Genomic DNA, 21,540 nt, shown 5'->3' on the forward strand with positions numbered 1-21,540 from the left:
CGGTCTGTGCGAGGAGATCGTCAGCTCCCAGGCGCGGGAAATCGCCCAGATGAAGGCCCTTCTGGCGCGGCGGTAATTCGGCGGGCGGCCGCGAGTGCCGCTGGCGCGGTCGGCTCTGCGGCAGCGTGTCGCGAGGGCGGGCCGCGCCGCTTGCGTAAATCCCTATAGATCGTCGCCGTACGGACGCGCGGTCATGACTTTCAGGAGTACCCCATGAAGCTGGATCGTCGACTACTGCTGCGCGGCGCCGTCGCGGGAGGCGGCCTCGCGGCCTTGCAGGGCTTGATGCCCGCCTGGGCCCAGACGGGGTCGCCGGGGCTACGGGCGGACCTGCCGACCCTCACCGGCCCGAACATCGACCTGACGATCGGCCAGTCGCCCTTCACCGTGAATGGGCGCACCGCCACCGCCACAACGATCAACGGCGTGCTTCCCGCGCCGGTGCTCCGCTTGCGCGAAGGCCAGAACGTCCGGCTCGCGGTGACGAACCAGCTCGATGAGGACACATCCATCCACTGGCACGGCATCCTGCTGCCGTTCCAGATGGACGGCGTGCCGGGCGTCAGCTTCCCCGGCATCCGCCCGCGCGAGACCTTCGTCTACGAATTCCCGATCCGGCAGTCGGGCACCTTCTGGTACCACAGCCACTCGGGACTTCAGGAGGCGCTCGGCCACTACGGTCCGCTCGTCATCGATCCGGCGGGCGCTGATCCGGTCGCCTATGACCGCGAGCATGTGCTGGTGCTGTCGGACTGGAGCTTCATGCACCCCCACGAAATCTTCGAGAAGCTCAAGAAGAGCCCGGGCTATTTCAACCGCCAGCGCACGACCCTGGCCGGCCTGCTGGACGGCAGCGACCGGATGAGCCTGGAAGAACGCCGGATGTGGGGCGAGATGCGGATGGATCCGCGCGACATCCTCGACGTCAACGGCTCGACCTACACCTATCTGATCAACGGCCATGGGCCAGCTGAGAACTGGACCGGCCTGTTCCGGCCCGGTGAACGGGTCCGGCTGCGCATTATCAACGCCTCGGCCATGTCGATCTTCAACGTGCGGATTCCGGGCCTGCCCATGACGGTGGTCCAGGCCGATGGCGAGAACGTGCGCCCGGTCGAGACCGACGAGTTCCAGATTTCTGTGGCCGAGACCTACGACGTCATCGTCCAGCCGACCGAGGACCGCGCCTACACCATCGTCTCCGAAGCCATTGACCGCTCCGGCATGGGCCGCGCCACCCTGGCGCCGCGTCTTGGAATGACGGCCGAGGTTCCGCCGCTGCGCGAGGTCCCGAACCTGACCATGCGCGACATGGGCATGGGGGACATGGGCGGCATGGGCGGGATGGATCACGGGTCCATGGGAGCCCAGCCGGGCGGAGCCATGGCCGGGATGGATCATGGCGCGATGGCCGGCGCGTCCGGCGGCGCCATGGCAGGCATGGATCACGGCTCCGTGCCTGCCCAGCCTGCCGGGGCGATGCCCGGAATGGATCACGGATCGATGGCCGGGATGAACATGCGCGATCCCGAGAATGCGCCGCCTGACATGGCGGTCGGCGTGGGCGTCGACGCCATCGCGATGGCGCCGGCCAATCGCATGGGCGAGCGGCCGATCGGGCTGCAGGACGTGCCGCATCGCGTCCTCGTCTACACGGACCTGGTGTCGCTCGCGCCCAACAAGGATCAGCGCGCGCCATCGCGGACGATGGAGATCCACCTGACCGGCAATATGGAACGGTTCATGTGGGGCTTCGACGGCCGCAAGTTCAGCGAACTGGTCGAGCCGATCCGGTTCGAGCGGGACGAGCGGGTGCGCGTGACCCTGGTGAACGATTCCATGATGGCGCACCCGATCCACCTGCACGGCCATTTCTTCGAGCTGGTCACCGGCGGCCCGGACGGTCACCAGCCGCTCAAGCACACCGTCAACGTTCCGCCGGGCGGCAAGGTCAGCTTCGACCTGACCGCGGACAATCCGGGCGACTGGGCCTTCCACTGTCACCTGTTGCTGCACATGCATGCCGGGATGTTCAACGTCGTCACGGTCCGTCCGATGGAAGGAGCCGCATCGTGAAGACGTCGGTCGCCATCCTTCCCCTGATCCTCGCGGCGGCTTCCGCGGCGGCGGGGACACCGGCGCTGGCGCAGAGCCACGCTGGACATGCCATGCCCGCGCCGGTTCGCCAGGCGCTTCCGGAGGGTTGCGTCGCGCGCGGCTCCCCCACCGCCGACGCATCCCGGACAGGCATGCCCGGAGCGCCGACGTGCCCGACGGGCGCGGTGCCGGTCCGTCTGCAGGCTCCGGCGATGCCGGCGGGACACGACATGTCGACCATGGGCCAGACGCCTGCTCCGGCCGCGGCGTCCGCTCGTGCCGGGCACGACATGTCCGCTATGGGCCAGACCCAACCGGCTCCGGCCGCTGCGTCCCCTCACACCGGCCATGACATGTCGACGATGGGCCAGACGCAGCCGGCTCCGGCCGCCGCGTCCCCGCATGCTGGCCATGACATGTCGACCATGGGCCAGACCCCGCCCGCTCCGGCGATGCCGGCGGGGCACGACATGTCAACGATGGGTCAAACCCAGCCCGCGCCGGCGATGCCCGCAGGTCACGATATGTCGACGATGGGCCAGACTCCCGCTCCAGCAATGCCGGCGGGTCATGACATGTCGACCATGGGCCAGACGCCGGCGGGCTACGACATGTCCGGAATGGCCATGCCGCCCGACGTCCCGACCAGCGCGGACAATCCGGGACGTCCGCCGGAAGCTCCCGCTCCGGCGGGCGCGACACGCGGGCCGACCAACGCCGCCGACCTGCTGTTCGACCCCGCTGAAATGGCGGCGGCCCGCGCCCAGCTCCGAGTCGAGCATGGAAACGTCCGCACGACGGCGGTCATCCTCGACCAGCTGGAAGCGACCTTCGGGGACGACGAGGAAGGCTACGCCTGGAATGCCCAGGGCTGGAGCGGCGGCGACATCAATCGCTTCTGGTGGAAGTCGGAAGGGGAGGGCGCTTTTGGCGGCGAGGTCGAGGAGGCCGAGATCCAGGCCCTCTACAGCCGGGCGTTCCGACCCTTCTTCGACTTCCAGACCGGCCTGCGGCAGACCTACCGGCCCGAAGGCGACCGGACAGATCTCGTCGTCGGCATTCAGGGGCTGGCGCCCTACTGGTTCGAGGTCGATGGAGCTGTCTTCCTGTCCAACAAGGGCGAACTGACAGCGCGGGGAGAGGCCGAATACGATCAGCGCATCACCAATCGCTGGATCGTCCAGCCCCGGGCCGAGGTGGTGCTGTCGGCGGAGGACATCCCCGAGCTCCGTATCGGATCTGGCCTGTCCTCGCTCCAGGTTGGGGCCCGGCTGCGGTACGAATTCCGCAAGGAGTTCGCGCCCTACGTCGGCGTGGAATGGACCAGGAGCTTCGGCAATACGGCGGACTTTCTGGAAGCTGACGGGCGAAGCGCGGAAGACACCCGGCTGGTCGTCGGCATTCGGGCCTGGTTCTAGCTACAATCGGCGGCGGGTCTCGTTTTGATGCTGGCGCCCGCAAAGGGAACACGCGAGTCGGTCGTTAGGACGCCCCGTCCAGGATCGGGGCGTCACCATAGCCTGTCTCTTGGTCAGGCCGGTGGCTCGCTCGGTGCCGTCCAATGACGGCAACGCGGCGGATTCGGGCCGTGGTGATCGATCTGGATGACACCCTGATCTCGGCCTACCGCCGCCCGGATCTGGCGTGGCTGTGCGTCTGCCAGGCGTTTCAGACCCAGCTTGGCGACCTTGATCCGGACTTTGCGGCGCACGCCCTGACGGAGGCGGGGCGGGCCTTCTGGAGCGACCCGGAAAGCCACGTCGTGGGCCGCGCGGACCCGAGAGGAGCCCGGCGCATTATCGCGGCCAAGGCCTTCGTGGGTCTCCGCCGCGACGGGCATACAACGCCTTCCGCCGAAGTCGCAGAGCGCATCGCCGACGCCTTCAGCCTTCATCGCGACCGGCAGATGCGGCTCGAACCCGGGGCGGACGCCGTGTTGGTCCATCTGCGGGATGCCGGATACCGGCTGGCGCTTCTCACCAACGGCGCCGGTCCCCTGCAGCGCGCCAAGATCGAGCGTTTCGGCCTGGCTTCGCATTTCCACCACATCCAGATTGAAGGCGAGGTCGGCGTGGGGAAGCCCGATCCCGCAGCGTTCAGGCGAATGTTCGCCGCCCTGGCCGTCGAACCGGCAGAGGTCTGCGTCGTCGGCGACAGTCTGGTATGGGACATTCGCCCGGCCATGGCGCTGGGCTGTTTCACAATTCTGTACGATCCGGAGGCTGGCGAAGCTGTTGGACGCGGTTCAGGGGACGCCCACGTCGTGGTCCGGACCCTGGCGAGCCTGGCGACCCATCTCCCCGGAGCGGCGAGGCCGCCATGGAGCGAGTGATCGCGCCGGGTTGCGACCGCCCGGAGCCGACAATGCTCACGGCGGAGGGTGACCTCCGGCGCCCGGACCCGGAGGCGACGGAAGCCCATCCACGACGAAAAACGCCGCGCAGCAGGTTGCGCGGCGTTCCTCCACATCAGGCGTCGGCCCCCCAAGGGGGCGGGAGGCCGACTCCTCAGTGAACCATGAAACGGACGACGCCGTTCATCTGATGGCCGTCGGCGCCCTTCGCGGCCCAGGCGGCGGAATAGGATCCCGGCGCAAGCGCGGGCAGAGGCGCGGTGACGGTTGTGGCCGGCGGCGCCTCGGATGACACCACCACATCGACCGGCTGGCCCGCGGCGCCCGTCAGCCTGAGCGACGTCAGGGTCATGGCGTGCGGAAATGTCGCCGAAAACGCCGTCGGGGCGGCGGCCAGCATGGCGTTGTCCGCCGGCGCGGTGACGACGCCGTTGGCAGGCGCCTGCACGGCGGCGTGTTCCTGGGCTGACACGCCGGCGTGCGAATGACTCTGGGCGTGGGCGAGTGAGACGGGAGCCAGCGCCGCCGCGGCGGCGAGGCTGGCGAGGATTGAACGGTTCATGAGAAAGCTCCTGATGCTTACGCGAACTATTGTTTGGGCGGCATGGTCATGCCGTCCATCTTCGACATGTCATGGCCGGCCATCGGATCGGCGGGCGGCGGCGTCGGAGCGGGAGCCGGCGCGGGCCGGGCCGCCGGGGCTTGCGGTGTCGAGGCCCGCGGGGCCGTGGCGGGCGCCGGCGCGGCGGCCTGCGGCTGCGGTGTCGGCTCGGGCGCAACCACCGGCGCGGCGTCCATCGGCGTCGCTGCCGAGGCGTCCGGCGCCGGCTGGGCCTCGACTGGCTGAGGTTCGGCGGCCGGCTGACAGGCGCCCAGGGTGAACGCCGCAGCGGCGGCGAGGATCGAGAGTCTCATGTGGCAAGCTCCTGAAGAAATGGGCGGCCGTCGAGCGAGAGTGAGCGACGCCTTCATAATGGAGTACGCGGGCGCGAGCCGCAGCCCTCGCCCGATGTGGATCGACCGGCCTTGGCTCCCGTAGGAATGCAGTGATCAGCGAGCATAGACGAACGGCCCGAAGCCTTCAGTCCGGAACGGCCCGAAAGGCGGCCGTGCCGCCCAGGGCCTCAGACAGCTTGCGACGGGCGCGCGCCACGCGGGTCTCCACCGTCTTTGTAGAGACGCCAAGCAGGCCGGCCGTTTCCCCCTGACTGCGTCCCTCGATCGTGGTGAGCAGGAGCGGCGCCTTGAGGTGAGGGGGCAAACGGCTCATCGCCTCGTTCAGCCGGGCGAGCCGGTCGTGGGCCTCCATCCGTTCATCCGCCGATTCGGCCCCGTCCGGCACGGACATGGCTTCCGGCGACGAGAGATCGACGCCGCCCCGGATGAGCCGTCGGACAAGACCGCGGCGGCTCCAGTCCCGGCATTTGTTGAGCGCGATGGTCCGGATCCAGGCCTCGAAGGGGCGCGTCGGATCGTAACGGCGGATGTTGATCCAGGCCGCCGCATAGGTCTCCTGCAACAGATCCCATGCCTCCTGCTCGTCGCCGACATAGCGCCGGATGAAGCGGAACAGCGCCGTCTTGGTCTGCCGCATCAACTCGCTGAAGGCCGCCCGGTCGCCCCCGGCGGCGCGGGCTGACAGGTCCGCTGAACTCTCCACCCGGACCGCTAGTCTTCGTTGGGCGCGAGAGCCGCGACGATGCGGTCGTCGAAGACCTCCGCCTGGGCCGGCGTCAGCACGGACCGCATCTCGAAGACGTGGGTGATGGTCTCCTTCTGCAGGGCGCCCATCGCGACGTGAAAGTGGTCCACCGCGGCCTGGACCTGGGGTCCGTCGCCATCACTCTGTTGGATGGCGCGCGCCAGTTCCAGATTCGCCGCGCGGATGTCGGCTTCGAGCGCGGGCCGGCGGGCGGCGAACCGGGCTTCGACCGCCTCGATACGGGTCAGCTGATCAGGCGAGAGCTTCAGGTCATGGTGGACGATGTCGTGCAGGGACGGCGGTTCGCGCCGCCCTAGCACCCAGCTGGCGCTGATCCAGGTGCCCGCGCCGCTGGCGACCGCAGCCAGCACGGCGGTCAGTGCGATCGCCCGCCAGCCGCGCATCACCGGCCGGCTTCCAGGCGCACCAAGGGCGACAGACCCGCATCGACCGTGAAGATGGCCATGTCCCCATGCGGTCGGGGGGCGGCGACCGCGCCGACGCCGCCTACGGTCAAGCCGGTGACCAGGGCCATGGCGACGGCGCCAAGGCGCAGTTGCCCGGTCAGCCTTTCGCCGCGAAGCGCGTCGACCCGGCGCCAGACGAGCGGCTCGAGCCCGTCGAGCGACCGATCGGCGGACATGGCCGCCGATCGATTCAGAAGATCATCAAGATTACGCGTCATCGAACACTCTCCTCGCGCCCCTAATCCCTACTACGCCGAAACGGGTGAAATCCCTCAAACGAGGGGACGGCTTCCCGGATGCGTAGTTAGCAGAAGGCACAGGATGGGAGAGAACAATGGCGATACGCAAATTTCTGCCGGGGCTCGCCCTGGCGCTGGCGCTGTCAATCAGTGCGCCGGCGTTCGCGCATGAGGCCCACGAGAAGGCCGCAGCAGCTCGGGCCCAGGTCGCCACGCCGACGGCCGCCGTTCCGGAAGGCGGCGTGATGGCCATGCCGGGCATGGCCCAGGACATGGACCACGGAGCCATGATGGCGGACGAGGCTCCCAAGCCCATGCCCCAGCGCCTGTATCGCTGGCTCGGGGCCATGCATCCGGCCGCGGTGCATTTCCCCATCGCGCTGTTCCTCGTCGCCGCCCTTCTCGAGATCGCCGCGCTGACGCTCCGCCGGCCGGTCCTGACCCAGGGCACCCGCGTCATTATCGCCCTGGCCGCGATCTCTGCGCTCGCCGCGGTGGCGCTGGGGTGGTTCGCCATGGGCCTCCCCGGCAAGGACGACGCGACCCACGCTTATCACCGGTGGCTCGGCACCTCGATCGCCGTTCTGGGCCTGTTGAGCTGGTGGGCGAAGGAACATTGGGTCCGCCGACCGGGACGCGGGCGTGAGCTGATCTACGTCGGCCTGTTGACGCTTACCGCCGCCGCCGTGATCGTCAACGGCCTGCTGGGCGGGATGCTGACCCACGGCGTGAGACATCTGATGTTCTGAGGGCCTCAAGGACACGCGTCGCCCGCCACATAGTTTTCCATCCACTTTCGCCGGACCAGGACGCTTTCGCGGCCGCGGCTAACCAGGAGCTTGATCCATGTCGTTTCGTTCAGCACTCGCCGGATCGGCGCTCGCCGCCGTCCTCGCCACCTCCGCCCAGGCCCAGACCCAGGCGCCCCACTCTCACGCCCCCGGCTCGGCCCACACCCCAGGCTCGGCACACGCCCCCGGCCATGCGCAAACCGCTGACGAGGCGCAGGTCCGAACCGTCGTCGCCGCCTACAAGGACGCCATTACCCGGATGGACGTGTCACAGACCCCGGCTCTGTTCTGGGAGGACTCGGCAATTTTCGAGAACGGCGGCGTAGAGGGGACGTTCGCCTATTACCTCGAGCACCATCTCGGACCCGAGTTTACCGATCTGGCGGGTTTCGAGTTTCGCAACCACGAGATGACTGTGGAGATCGACGGCGATACCGCATTCGTGAGCGAGACCTACACCTATCACATCACCTTCAAGGACACGGCGCGCGAACCGATCGAGCGCCGCGGCGTCGCCACAAGCGTCCTGCGCAAGCGGGGCGACGAGTGGAGGTTTGCCATCTATCACTCTTCGGCTCGGCCCTTGCGCCGGGCGACCTGAAGACGCGGAAACGGGTTGCCCGGCGTCCCGATCACCAGAGTAATGAGCCAATGATAAAGTCGCTTTCGCGCCGCTCCCTTCTGATCCTCGGCGTCAGCGCCTCGGCAGCAGCGGCCTGCGCTCAAACCCCGCGTCCTTCGTCCGACCTCGCCGTCTACAAATCGCCCACCTGCGGCTGCTGCGGCGCATGGGTCGAACACATGACAGCGGCGGGGTTTCAGGCGCGGATAACCGAGGTGGCCGACCCCGGCTCGGTCCGCCGCGCCCAAGGCGTTCCCGAGTCCTTGGCGTCCTGCCATACGGCCTTGATTGGCGGATATGTGCTGGAAGGTCATGTGCCGGCGGAGGATGTGCGCAAACTCCTGGCTGAACGTCCGGAGGCCGTGGGTCTCGCGGTGCCGGCGATGCCGCTGGGATCGCCCGGGATGGAGACGCCCGACGGCCGGCGGGAGCCTTACGAGACCTTGTTGATCCTCAAGAGCGGCGGCACGCGTGTGTTCGCGCGTCACGGCTAGGGCATGAAGATTCTCAAGCTCTCCACCCAACTGCACAAATGGATCGCGCTGGTCGTCGGTCTTCAGGTGCTGTTCTGGGTCGGCGGCGGTCTGGTGATGACGGCCATCCCGATCGAGACGGTGCGCGGCGAACATCGCGCGGTCGAACTCAAGCCGGGTCCGCTGGAGCTCGGCGCGCTTCCGGCCCTCGGCGAGATCGCCCGTCGGGCCGGCGTCGCGCCCGTCCAGGCGGAGCTTCATTCCACGCCGAGGGGGCCGGCCTGGACCCTGAAGCCGGCGGCGGGCGAGCCGGTCATCGTGTCCGCCGCGACAGGTCGGCCGTTCGGACCGATGTCCGCCGCCGAGGTCTCGGCGTTCGCCAAGCGCGCCTATAAGGGTGAGGCGGGGGTTTCGGGCGCCGTGCTCCTCAACACCGCGCCCGAGGAGACCGGCCGAACCGGGCCGCTGTGGCGCGTGGACTTCGCAGACCGCGAAAAGACGTCCTTTTACCTGTCGCCCGCCACCGGCGAGGTGGTGACGCGCCGCTCGGGCGTCTGGCGGATTTTCGATTTCTTCTGGCGGCTCCACGTCATGGACTGGAACGACGGCGAGGATTTCAATCACCCTCTGATCATCATCACCACGGCCTTGACGCTGAGCATCGTGGTTTCGGGGTTCATCCTGCTCTGGATTCGGCTGGCGCGGGATCTGAAGGCGGCTCGGGCATCGCAGCGCGCTGTCCGGCGTGAGTAACGCGCCCCCGGATCGATTGACCGCCCGGCGCCCGGCCCGCCATCAGATCAGGCGGTGGGAGATTTCTGTCAGAGCCCGAAGGTCGGTCCCGAAGCGGGCGATTGAAGCCCGGTGCCGTTCCAGCTCCCCATAGGGAAGGTAACGCACGTCAAGGTCCGCGATCCGGCTGAAGGCGGGCCGCCGCAGCTGGGCGCGGACGTCGCCCTCGCGGCTGTCTGGCGCCACCAGGAACAGGCCTGCGGACGTATGGAGCTCGCCAGACAGGGCGAGGTCCAGCATGCGCACGACACCGGAATAAATCGTGGTGGAGTGTTCGACCTCAAAGGCGGCTGTCACGCGATCCGCGCCGGCCTCCAGCCAGAGGACGTCGATGAGGCGGATCGACTCTGCACCCGCGCCGTTCGCCAGCGCCGCCGGCAGCTGGTCCAGACAGCCATCACCGAGACGTGCGCCGTCATAAGGCCGGCTGCGGTCATTGGCGGCGATCCACACGCGATAGCCGAGCGCTCGCCCCAGATCCCGGATCCATGCCTGAACTTCGGTGTGGGTGCGATCAGTGTCGCGTTGCTGCAGCGCGGTCTTCTCGAACTTCACCGCTTCAGCCCGGGCTTCAGCCAGCCGCCGATCCCAGTCACGGTCAGAGAGATCTTCGCTTTCCAGGGGCGGAGCGGGGTATCGTCCTGACCCGATGTCGAACAGGAAGCCGGCGATGGCGCCCAGGTCGTTTGACAGCAGGTCGCGATAGCGGGCGTTGAGTTCCAGAATTCCCTCTCGCATGGCCAGATAGTGCTCCCAGCTGCCCAGCTTCACTTTCGACCCGGTGATTGCGTTGTAGCCATTGACGATGGCGGTGTTGAACGGCGGGGCGTGCGTGGGATGCAGGAAGTAGATCAGGTTGGCCACGGCTGGCCCGAGGCCCTTGATCTTGAGCTGATCGATCGTGCGGATGCCGGACAGGATCTCGGCGCCGGTTGAACAGCAGCTGCAGTGATGCAGCAGACGGCCAAAGGCGCGCTGGTTGGGCGGGTTCTCGTAGATGTCGGGAATCCGGAGCTTGGGCTTCCACAGGAACGCGTGGTCGGCGCCCCTGAATATCTGGCGTTGTTCGGCGACCGAATGGACGATGGTCTCCAGCGACGAGCCACGATAGGCGACGCCGAACCGGCCCGCCTCGATCTCCTCGACGACCTGACCGATGCCCCGGCGGATGGACCGGAAATTCTTCAGCCGTTCATCCCACAGGAACCACGTCTGATAGGTGGCCGAAGGGTCGTCGCGCCACTGCTCGATAAGCTCTTGAAGTCGATCCGGCACGCCGCCCCCTCAGGATTCCATCTCCGTCCCAGCCTAGTCAGATTGGTGCGTGAGCGCCACCGGCGCCAGGCGGGCGGCGGCTGGGCGCCGGGGCCCGGCGGGGGTCGTCTGGCAAGGGAGTCGCGCGCCAGCCGCCATGCCGACTTCGCCATGGTGATGGGCGTGACCGGAGCCAGGGCGCCACCGCGACCACGACCACGACGAGGAGCGCCAGAGCGAGCAGGGTTTCCATCACCAGGTCGCGCTTCAGACGTCCGACCGCGCCGGAAGTCCTTGGGAGTGTGATGGGCGCTGGCGAGATCCGGGGCCAGGTGGACGCGATTTGCGGCCGCCAGGATCAGCATGCGCGCGAAGATGACTAGCTTGCCCGCCAGCACGGGCCGATGCACGTCCGCCTTGGCATGGAAGTGGCGGCCGGCGACGCCTTGGCCAACGGTTCATTCATAAACGCCGGGCGAACTGGACTACGCCCTGGAATATGCGGCGTCGCATGGCGACCTGATCGAGGTCGAAGCCTGACGCTCCAAAGGCCCGGCCCGCGTCGCGCGGGCGGTGGCCGCGGCCGCCAGGGCGCAGGGCTCCGGGCAGGCCTGGCAGTGCGCCAGCATCTGCCGCCGCAGCGCGGCGCGGCCCCGATGCAACCGCACGCCGACGTTGTTGGCGGTCAGTCGCATCTCGTCGGCGATCGTCGCCAACGGGACATCTTCCATTTCCGCCTTGCGCAGCAGGCGAGCGGTTTCCGGCGGAAGCTCGGCGAGGGCCTGCGCGAGACAGTGCAGCGCGCGGTGGACGTCGTCGTCAGTTCCGTTCCCCTCGTCATATCGGGGCTCGGCGTCCAGGGCGTTCGCCAACCGGGCTCGAGCCGCGTTTCGGCGGTAACGATCGAACAGGGCGTTGCGCAACGCGATCCCGAGCCAGGCGTCCACCTTGCCCGGGTCGGTCAGCCGGCCCGCCGCCAGGGTCACCTTGAGAGCGAATTCCTGCAGGACGTCCTCGGCGTCTTCGGGCGAGCGCAGCCGTTTGACGAGGTAGCGCAAATGCGTCGGACGATCCTCGCGCAGACGGCGCTCGACGAGGCGGCGAATTTCAGCCGCCGGCGTCGCGGAGGCGGCAAGCCGGGGGTATGTGGACAGTGTTCCCCGGCTGGAAGCGGTGACGAGGCTCTGTAAACTCATGGTTGGTCCCCTGCATGAAGTCAGGGAAGATTCCTGAGTAAGCAACGCCTAGATTTGCGCTGAATCAAGTGCTTAAAAAGATTCCCTTCGACTCCTGTTTTGTTGAGGGATACGGAGCGGCGATGCGTATAGACATCCGCTTCACCCGGTTTCCACCAGCCGATGTCGTCGGATGCCCCGCCTGCTCTTTCCAGAGAAGGTTCCCGTCAAGCCAAACCGGCGCCTGGCGGTGAGGCGCATCAGCTCCGCCCCGACGACCTCACCGTCCGCCGCCGAACCGCTGGAGCATCTCCGGCTGGAGGAGCCGCCCTGTCCGCTGCGGCGCTCAGCGGGCCTCGGTCACCAGGGACAACGCGGTGCTGGCGAAGCTAGATCGGCGCCGCCCCTGACGTAGCGGGCTGCCGGGCGCCCATGCCGGCGCCGAGCCGCAGCCGTTTGAGCATCAGCGCGTTGACCGCCACCAGCACCGAACTGCCGGACATCGACAGCGCGGCGATCTCGGGGCTGAGGGTGAAGGGATAGAGCACCCCGGCCGCCAGCGGGAAGGCGATGACGTTGTAGCCGACGGCCCACCACAGGTTTTGATGCATCTTGCGCAGGGTGGCGCGTGACAGTTCGATGGCCTTGACCACGTCGGCGGGATCGCTGCGCATCAGCACCACGTCGGCGCTCTCGATGGCCACGTCGGTCCCGGCCCCGATAGCGAAACCGACGTCGGCCTGGGTCAGGGCCGGGGCGTCGTTGACGCCGTCGCCGACCATGCCGACCCTGTGGCCTTCGCCCTGGAGCTCCTTGATCTTGAGCGCCTTGTCCCCGGGCAGGACCTCGGCCAGCACGATGTCGATGCCCAGTTCGTCCGCGATGCGCCGCGCCGTGCCGAGGTTGTCGCCGGTGATCATGGCCACCTTGACGCCCAGGCCCTGCAGCCGGCGGATGGTGGCCCCGGCGGTCGGCCGCACGGCGTCGGCCACCGCGATCAGGCCGATGACGCGGCCGTCGCGGGCGATGTGGACGACGGTGCGGCCGGCGCCCTGCAGCCGTTCGGATTCCGCGGCCAGCTCGCCGAGCTCGACGCCGTTGTCGGCCATCAGCATGCGGTTGCCGGACAGCACGGTGCGCCTGTCCACGGTCGCCCGCAGCCCCTTGCCGCCGAAGGATTCGAAGCCGGTCGCCGCCACTTCGGGGAGCTCCTTCGCCCGTTCCAGCACGGCCTTGGCGATATGGTGTTCCGACCCTCGCTCGAGGGCCGCGGCCGTGATCAGCAGGTCGGTCTCGTCCACCCCGGCGGCCGGGGTGACCTGGACGACCTTGGGCGCGCCGAGGGTCAGGGTGCCGGTCTTGTCGAAGACGATCACATCCAGCTTGACCGCATCCTCGAGGGCGGCGGCGTTTTTGATCAGCACGCCGTGCCGGGCTCCCAGCCCGGTGCCCACCATGATGGCCATGGGCGTGGCCAGGCCCAGCGCGTCGGGGCAGGCGATGACGAAGACGGTGATGGTCAGGGTCAGGGCGAACAGCAGGGTCTGGCCCAGGACCCAGAACCAGATTCCGAAGGTGAGCAGGCCGATGACGATGGCCGCCAGCACCAGCCACTGGGAGGCGCGGTCGGCGAGCAGTTGGGCGGGGGCCTTGGAGTTCTGCGCCTCCTGCACCAGCTTGACGATCTGGGCCAGGGCGGTGTCGGCGCCCACCCGGGTGGCGCGGTAGCGGAAAGCCCCCGTCTTGTTGATGGCGCCGCCGGTCACGGCATCGCCGACCCCCTTCATCACCGGCAGGGATTCGCCGGTGAGCATGGATTCGTCGACCTCCGATCCGCCGTCCTCGATGACGCCGTCCACGGGGATGCGGCCGCCCGGCCGCACCACCACCCGGTCGCCGACCAGAACGGCGGAGGTCGGGACCTCGACCTCGACGCCGTCGCGCAGCACCCGGGCGGTGGGCGGCGCCAGGTCCATCAGCCTGCGAATGGCGTCCGAGGCGCCGGCCCGCGCCCGCATCTCGAGCCAGTGCCCCATGAGAATGAAGACCAGCAGCAGGGCCGAGGCCTCGTAGAAGTCCGGCGCGTCATAGAGGAAAGTCGCGCCGACGCTGAACAGATAGCCGGTGCCGACGCTGAGCAGGACCAGCACCGCCATGTTGAGCACGCCGCGTCGCAGCGCCCGGACCGCGGCGATGTAGAAGGGCCAGCCGGGGTAGAGGATGGCGGCGCTGGCCAGAACGAACAGCAGCGGCTTCAGCGGCAGGCCGAACGGCGGCGCCACGCGCATGAAGTCCATGCCCATCGGGGCGAGGAAGAAGATTGGAACGGTGAAGCCCAGCGCGATCAGGAAGCGGTTGCGCATGTCCCGGGCCATGGCCTGCATGTCCATGCCGGGGCCGTGCCCCATCTCGGCCATGTCGTCGGGACCGGCTGCGGCGCCGTGCCCGGGGCGAGCCGCATGATCGTCGGGAGCGGCAGGGGCCGCCGGATGGCGGGGGTGCGCGGCGCGGGCGTCCACGGCATCCTCGTTCGGGACGCAGACGTGTCGGGGCACGACCTCGCCCCGGCAATGGAAGCCGCAGTCCCGCACCGCCTGTTCCAGTTCGGCCTGGCTGAGACGGGCCTCGTCGTAGCGCACCGTGGCGGTGGCCGAGCCGAAGTTGGCGGCGGCGTCCAGCACGCCCTTCAGACCCCGCAGGTGTTTCTCGATCACGAGCGGATCCAGCGGGGTGCGGAATCCGGAAACGTCGATGGTGGTGGTGCGCATCAAGAAGAACTCCGGTGAAAATCAAACTTCAGGCCGCGCGGGCCGGGACACGGGACCGAGTCGGGAGAGGAACTCCGGCGTCGCCCGCCGGTATCCGGCCCAGGCCGGGCCGAAGCGGGCGGCGGTTTCGCGCTCCTCCTCCACGGCCAGGCGCCAGTACAGGACAACGAGCGCCGGAAACATCGCCAAGGTGAGCAGCCTCGGCCACTGAAGCAGTACGCCGATCATGATCAACACGAAGCCGGCCTACTGCGGGTGGCGGATGGATTTGCACGGACCGGTCGTCGTCAGCCTGCCCTCGCGTTGGGCGCGATGAAGCACCGGCCAGGCGGAGATGAGCCAGAACTCGCCGCGTGAAGACCCGGCCGATCCCGGGGGAATTGGAGGTCATGCGAGGCCCCTTCCGTTCTGAACACCGTCCGCCGTCTGACGCCTCACCCGACCGATCATTACCGACGCGGAAGGCCGACGGTCGTAAGACCCGCCGGTCGCCGGCGTCAGACCCTGGGCCATCAGGTCATTGTCCGATCAAGGATCCAGTCGTGGCAAGCCGTTCATCGTCGCTCCCAACAGCGGGCCTCGACCTGCTAATTCGGCGTCTTCGCCAAGGGGCCGGGCGGACTGGCGCCCTGTCTGCGCGGCCGGATCGAGACGCACGCCGCGGGGCCCCCGGCTGGCGCGATCGTGTCCGACGAAGCCTGGGGGGACTTCGGCGCCGGATCTCCTCTCCCGGCTCGAAGCGCGGCTGCCCCTTGCGCACAGCCGCCGTCGCGGGCGGCTTTCCGAGGGCGTAAGCAATCCTTCCACCCGGCGTCTTCAGGATCAGCGCATCGAACAGGCGAGCGCGTCCGGAGGCAGGATGTGAGGATTCAGGGGCGACGGTTGACGGTGCTGGTGGCCGTCGGACTCATTCTGGTCGCCGCCGGCTCCGCCGTCGCCTTCTGGCGGCTGCAGACCGCTCCGGCGCCGGCCCAGGTCATCTACGGCAGCGGGCGGATCGAGGTCGACGAGGTGCGTGTCTCGTTTGAGCTGTCCGGCCGTCTACTGCAGAACCACGCCCTGGAAGGCGCCCCGGTTCGGGCCGGAGCCCCGCTGGCCTCCATCGACCCGTCCGACGCCCGTCTGCTCATGAATCGCGCCGCCGCCCAGCGCGCCGCCGCCGGGCAGACCGTGGCCCAGGTGAGCAGCCAGATCGATCTGGCCCGCCATCACGCCGCTTCGGCCCGGGCGGATCTGTCGCGCTATGAGGCGCTCGCGCGTGAGGGCTATGTCACGGCCCAACGCCTCGACGTTGTCCGCAACGCCCATCAGGCCGCCGTGGATCAGATCAGCCTGCTTGAGGCGCGTCGCGGCGAGGCCGTCGCCCAGGCCGAGGCGGCGTCCCAGACCCTGGCCCTGGGCCGATCGCAGCTGGTCAGGACCCATATCGCCTCGCCGATATCGGGGGCGGTGCTGGAGCGTCTCGCCGAGCCCGGCGAAGTGATCGTCGCCGGCCAGCCCGTGGTGGTGCTGGCCAACCTGTCGCGGGTGAGGCTGCGTGTCTTCGTTCGGGAGCCGGACCTGGGCAAGGTCCGCCTGGGGGCTCCCGCCAGGCTGCGGGTTGACGTCTTTCCCGGCCGGGATTTCCCGGCGCGCGTGGCCCGGGTCGACGCCCAGGCCCAGTTCACCCCCCGCGACATTCACATGCAGGACGAACGGGGCCGGACCGTCTACGGGGTCACTCTGGAGGCTGAAAATCCGGACGGGCTGCTCAAGCCCGGCATGCCGGCCGATGCATGGATTCTGTGGGACGCCTCCGCCGGCTGGCCCGACCGTCTCGCCGTGCCGGAGTAGGGGGATGGCCGAGGCTGTCGTCGAGGCCCGCGGACTGGGGCGCCGATACGGCGCCCGTAGCGTGCTGGAGAACATCGACCTCGACGTCCACGCCGGGCAGGTGTTCGGCGTGGTCGGCCCCGACGGAGCGGGCAAATCCACCCTGCTGCAGATGCTGGCCGCCATCCTGCGCCCGAGCGCGGGGACATGCCAGGTTCTGGGGCGCGACGTCCGGCGCGATCCGGCCGGGGTGCAGGCGCGGGTCGGCTACATGTCGCAGGGCTTCTCCCTGTACGATCGCCTCACCGTCGCCGAAAACCTGGCCTTCGCGGCGGACATCCGCGACGTCACCGGACCGGACCGGGCCGTGCGCGGCGCCGAGCTGCTCCGCATGGCCGGGCTGGACCGATTTCAGCACCGCCGCGAGGGACAACTGTCGGGGGGCATGCGCAAGAAGCTGGCCCTGTGCGCCAACCTCATGCACGAGCCCCCGCTGCTCATCCTCGACGAGCCCAGCCTGGGTGTGGACCCGCTGTCGAGACGGGAGCTGTGGCGAATCCTCGACCGGGCGCGAACCGAGGGCCGGACGATCGTGTTCGCGACCTCCTACATGGACGAGGCCGACGCCTGCGACCGCGTCCTGCTTCTGCGGGATGGAAAGCCCCTCGCGCTTGGAGCCCCGCAGGAGTTGCGACGCGACGTGGCCGGGCAGGTCTACAGGATCACCGGTCCGGCCCTGGACCGGATCGAGGCGGCGCTCGAGACCGACGTCGGCGTGATCAGCTTCCAGCGCCGCGCGGGCCGGGAAGTGCGAGCGCAGGTCCGGGACGGGTCGAGGCTGGCGCCGATCGAGGCGGCCGTGGCGGAGGCCGCCGTTCCCACCATGGAGGACGTGTTCACCTTCGCCTCGGCGCCCCCGCCCGCGCCGCCTGGCGCGGCCTCCGCCGCGCCCCCGCAGCCGCCGCCGCCGCGCATCCGGAATGACGTGATCGTCTCGCGCGGCGTCAGCGTTCGGTTCGGGGATTTCAAGGCTGTGGACGATGTGACGATCACGGTCGCCGAGGGGGAGATCCTCGGCCTGCTCGGCCCCAACGGCGCCGGCAAGACCACCCTGATCCGCATCCTGTGCGGGCTGCTCTCGCCCGGGGAGGGGACCGCCGAGGTGGCGGGGTTCGACGTGGCGCGCCAGAGCGAGGCGGTGCGCGCGCGCATCGGCTACATGTCCCAGCGGTTTTCCCTCTACCCCGACCTGAGCGCGCGCGAGAACCTGACATTCTTCGCGCGCGCCTATGGCGTGCCCCGATCCGAACTGCGCGGCCGAATCGCCTGGGCCAGTGCGCGCGCCAGTCTCGAGGACGCGGGGGAGGGCGCGGTGCGGGACCTGTCCGGGGCCACGCGCCAGCGGCTGGCGCTGGCCTGCGCCATCGTTCACCGGCCCAGGGTGCTCTTCCTCGACGAGCCGACCTCCGGGGTCGACCCCCTGTCCAGATTCCGGTTCTGGCGCCTGATCGCGGCCCTGGCCGCCGACGGCGTGGGGATCGTCGTCACCACCCACTACATGGAGGAGGCCGCGTTCTGCGATCGTCTGGGGCTGATGATGGACGGCCGGCTCATCGCCCTGGGCCCGCTGACGAGGCTGACCGACGAGCTTGGACTCGTGACGCCCGATGTCGAGGCGGTCTTTCTCGGCTTCATCGAGCGAGAACGCACCGGGCAGGGGAGGGCGGCGTGAAGGCGCGGCGCGTTCTGGCCTTCGCCCGCAAGGAGGTGCTGGAGATCTCGCGCGACCGCTTCACCATGGGGGTGGCGCTGCTCATGCCCCTGATGATGCTGTTCCTGTTCGTCTACGGCATATCGCTGGATGTCGACCGGGCGCCGCTGATCGTGGTGGACCATGACCGGACCGCCGCCAGCCGGGAGCTGCAGGCCCGGTTTCTCAACTCGGGATATTTCATCCTCCAGGCGGCGCCGGAGGACGAACGGTCGGCCGAACACGCCCTGATGCGCGGGACGGCCCGGGCGGCCCTGTTCATCCCGCCGGGCTTCTCCGGCCGCCTTGGACGCGGCGAGGACGCGCCCGTGCAGTTCGTGGTCGACGGCACCTACGCCAGCACGGCGGCGATCCTGTCGGCCTATGGCCGGGCCATCCTCCACGCCTATCCGGAGGAGGTGCGCCTTCCTCTCAGGCCCGAGGTGCGCGTCTGGTACAATCCGCAACTGCGCAGCCGCAACTTCATCGTACCGGGCCTGTTCGCGGTGATCCTCATGGCCTTTCCGCCGTTGCTCACGGCGCTGGCCGTGGCGCGCGAAAAGGAGCTGGGCACCATCGCCCAGATCTACGCCTCGCCCCTGACCGGGAGCGAGTTCATCGCCGGCAAACTGCTGCCCTACGCCGTGATCGCCTATGCGGAACTTCTCCTCGTCGTCTTTGGCGGGGTAGTCTGGTTCGAGGTGCCCGTACGGGGAAGCGTGGGGCTGCTCCTCGCCGTGGGGCTTCTCTACGTTCTTTGCACGGTTTCCATCGGACTGCTCGTCTCCACCCTCGTGCGCACCCAGCTGGCCGCCATGTTGACGGCCCTGATCGTGACCCTGATGCCGGCCTTCCTGTTTTCCGGCTTCGTCTATCCGCTTTTCACCATGCCGCCGGCGTTTCAGGCCTACGCCTCAGCCCTGCCCACGCGCTATTTTCTCGAGTTCTCACGCGGGGTCGTGCTGCGGGGCGCGGGGCTCGGGGACCTCTGGCCCAACGTCCTCGTGTTGGCGGCCTATACCGCGACGGTGTTCGCGCTCGCCGCCTGGCGGTTCCGCAAGAGGATCGCCTGATGCTGTCCGGCCGTCTCGCGGGATTGATCACCAAGGAATTCGCCCAGTTTCTGCGCGACCCGGTGATGCTGTTCGTGGTGATCTTTCTCTACACGGCCGAACTGGTCATGTGCACCATGGCCCTGGGTTTCGACGTCCAGCATCTCAAGCTGGCCGTGGTCGATCACGACCGCTCCGCCGTCAGCCGCGCCCTGATCGAGGAATTGACCACGGGCGACAATTTCGTGCTCGCCGATCAGTTCACCAGCCTGCGCGAGGCGGAAGACCGGCTGCGGCGCGGCGCGCTCGACGTGGTCGTCGAAATACCGCCGCGCATGGGCGCCCGGCTGGCCGCCGGACGCCCGGCGTCGTTCGGGGTCGTGGTCGACGGATCCAACGGCAATGTCGCGGCGCGCGCGCGCGCCTATGTGATCGAACAGAGCGCCCGCTTCGTGGAGAGCCGGCGTCCGGCCGGGGATCGGCGGGCCGCCGTCCGGCCGGAAGTGCGGGTCTGGTACAATCCGGACCTGACCAACACCCGGTTCATGGCCCTGTCGATGCTGGCCCAGGCCGGTCTGATGCTCGGCGTGGTCCTGCCGGCGGCCGCGATCGTTCGGGAAAAGCAGGAAGGCACGATCGAGCAACTTCGGGTTACTCCGATCCGCGCCCACGAATTGTTCATCGCCAAGATCACGCCGACCCTGGTGATCTGCACCGGCGCGGTGTTTCCCGCCCTGGTCATCATGACGCTGATGGGCGTGCCGATGCGGGGCGACGTGTTCATCCTGCTTATTCTCACGGTCGTCTACCTGCTGAGCGCCGTCTCGCTCGGCACCTTTGTGGGCGCCATCACCCAGACGCTGCAGCAGGCGATGCTCGTGGGCTTCTTCGGCCTGTTTCCGCTTCTCTTCCTGTCCGGGAGCATCGCCCCCATCGAGAGCATGCCGCCGTGGCTGCAAACCGCCTCGCTGGCCAGTCCCCAACGCCACTATGTCGAGATTGTATCGGGGCTGTTCCTGAAGGGGGCGGGACTGGCCGAACTGTGGCGGCAGGCGCTGGCCTTGGGGGCCATCAGCGGCGCTATGTTCCTGAGCGCCTGGCTGGTCTTCAGGCGCCGCTGGTAGGACCGGGAGGGCCCGAAATGAAGATCGTGATTTTCGAAACCGAGCAGTGGGAGGCGGCCGCCTGCGCCCGCCTCGCCGGGCCCCATGCCCTGGCCTGCACTCCGGAACCACTCCGCCCGGACAACGTCGCCCGCTTCGCCGATGCGGAGGTGATCAGTCCCTTCGTCCATTCGAACCTCGGCGCCGCCGTTCTGGCCCGCATGCCCCGGCTGCGGCTGATCGCCACCCGATCGACCGGATACGACCATGTCGATCTCGCCTATTGCCGAGAGGCCGCGATCACCGTTTGCAATGTGCCGGACTACGGCGATCATACCGTCGCCGAGCACGCCTTCGCCCTGCTGCTGGCCTTGTGCCGACATATTCCGGAGGCGACGGAGCGGGTGCGCCGCGGCGATGTCCGGGCGCGGGACCTCCGCGGGGTGGAGCTTACGGGAAAGACCCTCGGCGTGATCGGCGCCGGCCGGATCGGTCGCCGCGTGCTCCAGATCGCGCGCGGCTTCGGCATGCGGACGCTCGCGTCCGACCCGTCTCCGGACGCCGCAGCGCGAAAAGATCCCGACTTCCACGCTGTTTCATTGCCGGAGCTTCTCGCCGCCTCGGACGTGATTTCGCTGCACGCCCCGGGCGGCTCCGGCCTGCGCCTGTCGGATCCGGAGTTTGCACTCATGAAGACCGGCGCCCTGCTCATCAACACGGCGCGCGGCGGAGCCGTCGATCCCGCCGCCCTTCTTCGCGCGCTCTCGTCGGGCCGGCTCGCGGGCGCCGGCCTCGACGTCATCGCCGAGGAGCAGGCGTTTGGCGATGAGGCGGAGATCTTCCGGCAGGACGCCCAGGTCGACCCCGCCCGGCTGCGCGCCTTGCTGGCGGATCACGCCCTGGTTCGGCTGCCCAATGTCCTGGTCACGCCCCACATCGCCTACAATACCCAGGAGGCGGTCGACAGGATCACCGAGACCACCCTTGGCAACATCGAAGCCTATGCCGCGGGCGCGGCCCGGAACGTGGTGACGGCGGTCACGCCGGCCTCACCATCGCCGGGGGGGCCGACCTGAGCGTCGTCGGACAT

The 21,540-nt window shown here is 68.8% G+C and carries 21 protein-coding genes; 12 read left to right on the forward strand and 9 right to left on the reverse strand.

Annotation, left to right across the window (positions count from 1 at the left end; genetic code table 11):
* The first annotated feature begins 213 nt into the window (after positions 1 to 213).
* The 3 genes from Q0588_RS12975 to Q0588_RS12985 all read left to right on the forward strand — a co-directional run bounded on the left by Q0588_RS12975 (position 214) and on the right by Q0588_RS12985 (position 4,429).
* Positions 214 to 2,076, forward strand: a complete 1,863-nt coding sequence (locus Q0588_RS12975; RefSeq protein ID WP_298746830.1) for a copper resistance system multicopper oxidase — start codon at positions 214 to 216, stop codon at positions 2,074 to 2,076.
* A gap of 554 nt (positions 2,077 to 2,630) precedes the next feature.
* The gene (locus Q0588_RS12980) at positions 2,631 to 3,515 is read left to right on the forward strand and encodes a copper resistance protein B (protein ID WP_298746832.1); all 885 of its coding nucleotides are present in this window, start codon (positions 2,631 to 2,633) and stop codon (positions 3,513 to 3,515) included.
* A gap of 170 nt (positions 3,516 to 3,685) precedes the next feature.
* Positions 3,686 to 4,429: an HAD family hydrolase gene (locus tag Q0588_RS12985; RefSeq protein WP_292124857.1), complete on the forward strand. Its 744-nt coding sequence runs from the start codon at positions 3,686 to 3,688 to the stop codon at positions 4,427 to 4,429.
* Between the two features lie 175 nt (positions 4,430 to 4,604).
* Here Q0588_RS12985 and Q0588_RS12990 read toward each other — a convergent pair whose 3' ends face one another.
* The 5 genes from Q0588_RS12990 to Q0588_RS13010 form a co-directional block, all read right to left on the reverse strand.
* Entirely contained in the window at positions 4,605 to 5,012 is a 408-nt protein-coding gene (locus Q0588_RS12990) for a copper resistance CopC family protein (protein WP_298746834.1), read from the reverse strand.
* A gap of 26 nt (positions 5,013 to 5,038) precedes the next feature.
* Positions 5,039 to 5,365: a hypothetical protein gene (locus Q0588_RS12995; RefSeq protein WP_154725686.1), complete on the reverse strand. Its 327-nt coding sequence runs from the start codon at positions 5,363 to 5,365 to the stop codon at positions 5,039 to 5,041.
* A gap of 166 nt (positions 5,366 to 5,531) precedes the next feature.
* A complete protein-coding gene (locus tag Q0588_RS13000) occupies positions 5,532 to 6,110 on the reverse strand; it encodes a sigma-70 family RNA polymerase sigma factor (RefSeq protein WP_298746837.1) in 579 nt (192 codons plus the stop codon).
* Positions 6,111 to 6,118: 8 nt separating this feature from the next.
* Positions 6,119 to 6,559: a Spy/CpxP family protein refolding chaperone gene (locus Q0588_RS13005; protein WP_298746842.1), complete on the reverse strand. Its 441-nt coding sequence runs from the start codon at positions 6,557 to 6,559 to the stop codon at positions 6,119 to 6,121.
* Complete coding sequence (locus Q0588_RS13010; protein ID WP_298746845.1) at positions 6,556 to 6,837, reverse strand: hypothetical protein; 282 nt, start codon at positions 6,835 to 6,837, stop codon at positions 6,556 to 6,558. Before Q0588_RS13010 ends, Q0588_RS13005 begins: the two co-directional genes overlap by 4 nt.
* A gap of 116 nt (positions 6,838 to 6,953) precedes the next feature.
* On the opposite strand from Q0588_RS13010, the gene Q0588_RS13015 reads away from it, so the two are divergent.
* The 4 genes from Q0588_RS13015 (at position 6,954) to Q0588_RS13030 (ending at position 9,497) form a co-directional block, all read left to right on the forward strand.
* Positions 6,954 to 7,607 (forward strand): DUF2231 domain-containing protein, encoded by a 654-nt coding sequence (locus tag Q0588_RS13015; RefSeq protein ID WP_298746848.1) that lies wholly within the window; start codon positions 6,954 to 6,956, stop codon positions 7,605 to 7,607.
* A 97-nt stretch (positions 7,608 to 7,704) separates the two neighbouring features.
* The gene (locus Q0588_RS13020; RefSeq protein WP_298746850.1) at positions 7,705 to 8,250 is read left to right on the forward strand and encodes a nuclear transport factor 2 family protein; all 546 of its coding nucleotides are present in this window, start codon (positions 7,705 to 7,707) and stop codon (positions 8,248 to 8,250) included.
* Between the two features lie 50 nt (positions 8,251 to 8,300).
* Positions 8,301 to 8,765, forward strand: a complete 465-nt coding sequence (locus Q0588_RS13025) for a DUF411 domain-containing protein (protein WP_298746852.1) — start codon at positions 8,301 to 8,303, stop codon at positions 8,763 to 8,765.
* Positions 8,766 to 8,768: 3 nt separating this feature from the next.
* Positions 8,769 to 9,497 carry a PepSY domain-containing protein gene (locus Q0588_RS13030; protein ID WP_298746854.1) on the forward strand — a complete coding sequence of 243 codons (729 nt, stop codon included), beginning with the start codon at positions 8,769 to 8,771 and terminating at the stop codon, positions 9,495 to 9,497.
* A 42-nt stretch (positions 9,498 to 9,539) separates the two neighbouring features.
* On the opposite strand, the gene Q0588_RS13035 is transcribed toward Q0588_RS13030, so the two are convergent.
* The 4 genes from Q0588_RS13035 to Q0588_RS13050 all read right to left on the reverse strand — a co-directional run bounded on the left by Q0588_RS13035 (position 9,540) and on the right by Q0588_RS13050 (position 14,970).
* Positions 9,540 to 10,811, reverse strand: coding sequence for a type II restriction endonuclease (locus Q0588_RS13035; protein ID WP_298746856.1), 1,272 nt, complete (start codon positions 10,809 to 10,811; stop codon positions 9,540 to 9,542).
* A 464-nt stretch (positions 10,812 to 11,275) separates the two neighbouring features.
* Positions 11,276 to 11,986, reverse strand: a complete 711-nt coding sequence (locus tag Q0588_RS13040; protein ID WP_298746859.1) for an RNA polymerase sigma factor — start codon at positions 11,984 to 11,986, stop codon at positions 11,276 to 11,278.
* A gap of 368 nt (positions 11,987 to 12,354) precedes the next feature.
* Positions 12,355 to 14,733: a heavy metal translocating P-type ATPase gene (locus Q0588_RS13045; RefSeq protein WP_298746861.1), complete on the reverse strand. Its 2,379-nt coding sequence runs from the start codon at positions 14,731 to 14,733 to the stop codon at positions 12,355 to 12,357.
* 21 nt (positions 14,734 to 14,754) lie between these two features.
* On the reverse strand, positions 14,755 to 14,970 hold the full coding sequence (locus tag Q0588_RS13050) for a hypothetical protein (protein WP_298746864.1): 216 nt from the start codon (positions 14,968 to 14,970) through the stop codon (positions 14,755 to 14,757).
* Positions 14,971 to 15,594: 624 nt separating this feature from the next.
* Here Q0588_RS13050 and Q0588_RS13055 point away from each other — a divergent pair.
* The 5 genes from Q0588_RS13055 to Q0588_RS13075 are packed head-to-tail and all read left to right on the forward strand — an operon-like array spanning position 15,595 to position 21,526.
* Positions 15,595 to 16,566: an efflux RND transporter periplasmic adaptor subunit gene (locus Q0588_RS13055; RefSeq protein WP_298746868.1), complete on the forward strand. Its 972-nt coding sequence runs from the start codon at positions 15,595 to 15,597 to the stop codon at positions 16,564 to 16,566.
* A 4-nt stretch (positions 16,567 to 16,570) separates the two neighbouring features.
* The gene (locus Q0588_RS13060) at positions 16,571 to 18,277 is read left to right on the forward strand and encodes an ATP-binding cassette domain-containing protein (RefSeq protein WP_298746871.1); all 1,707 of its coding nucleotides are present in this window, start codon (positions 16,571 to 16,573) and stop codon (positions 18,275 to 18,277) included.
* On the forward strand, positions 18,274 to 19,368 hold the full coding sequence (locus Q0588_RS13065) for an ABC transporter permease (RefSeq protein ID WP_154725701.1): 1,095 nt from the start codon (positions 18,274 to 18,276) through the stop codon (positions 19,366 to 19,368). The genes Q0588_RS13060 and Q0588_RS13065 overlap by 4 nt, the downstream gene beginning before the upstream one ends.
* Positions 19,368 to 20,471, forward strand: coding sequence for an ABC transporter permease (locus Q0588_RS13070; RefSeq protein WP_154725702.1), 1,104 nt, complete (start codon positions 19,368 to 19,370; stop codon positions 20,469 to 20,471). The genes Q0588_RS13065 and Q0588_RS13070 overlap by 1 nt, the downstream gene beginning before the upstream one ends.
* Positions 20,472 to 20,488: 17 nt before the next feature.
* A complete protein-coding gene (locus tag Q0588_RS13075; RefSeq protein WP_298746874.1) occupies positions 20,489 to 21,526 on the forward strand; it encodes a hydroxyacid dehydrogenase in 1,038 nt (345 codons plus the stop codon).
* Positions 21,527 to 21,540 lie beyond the last annotated feature (14 nt).

Source organism: uncultured Brevundimonas sp., assembly GCF_937870815.1.
In the GTDB taxonomy this organism is placed as follows: domain Bacteria; phylum Pseudomonadota; class Alphaproteobacteria; order Caulobacterales; family Caulobacteraceae; genus Brevundimonas.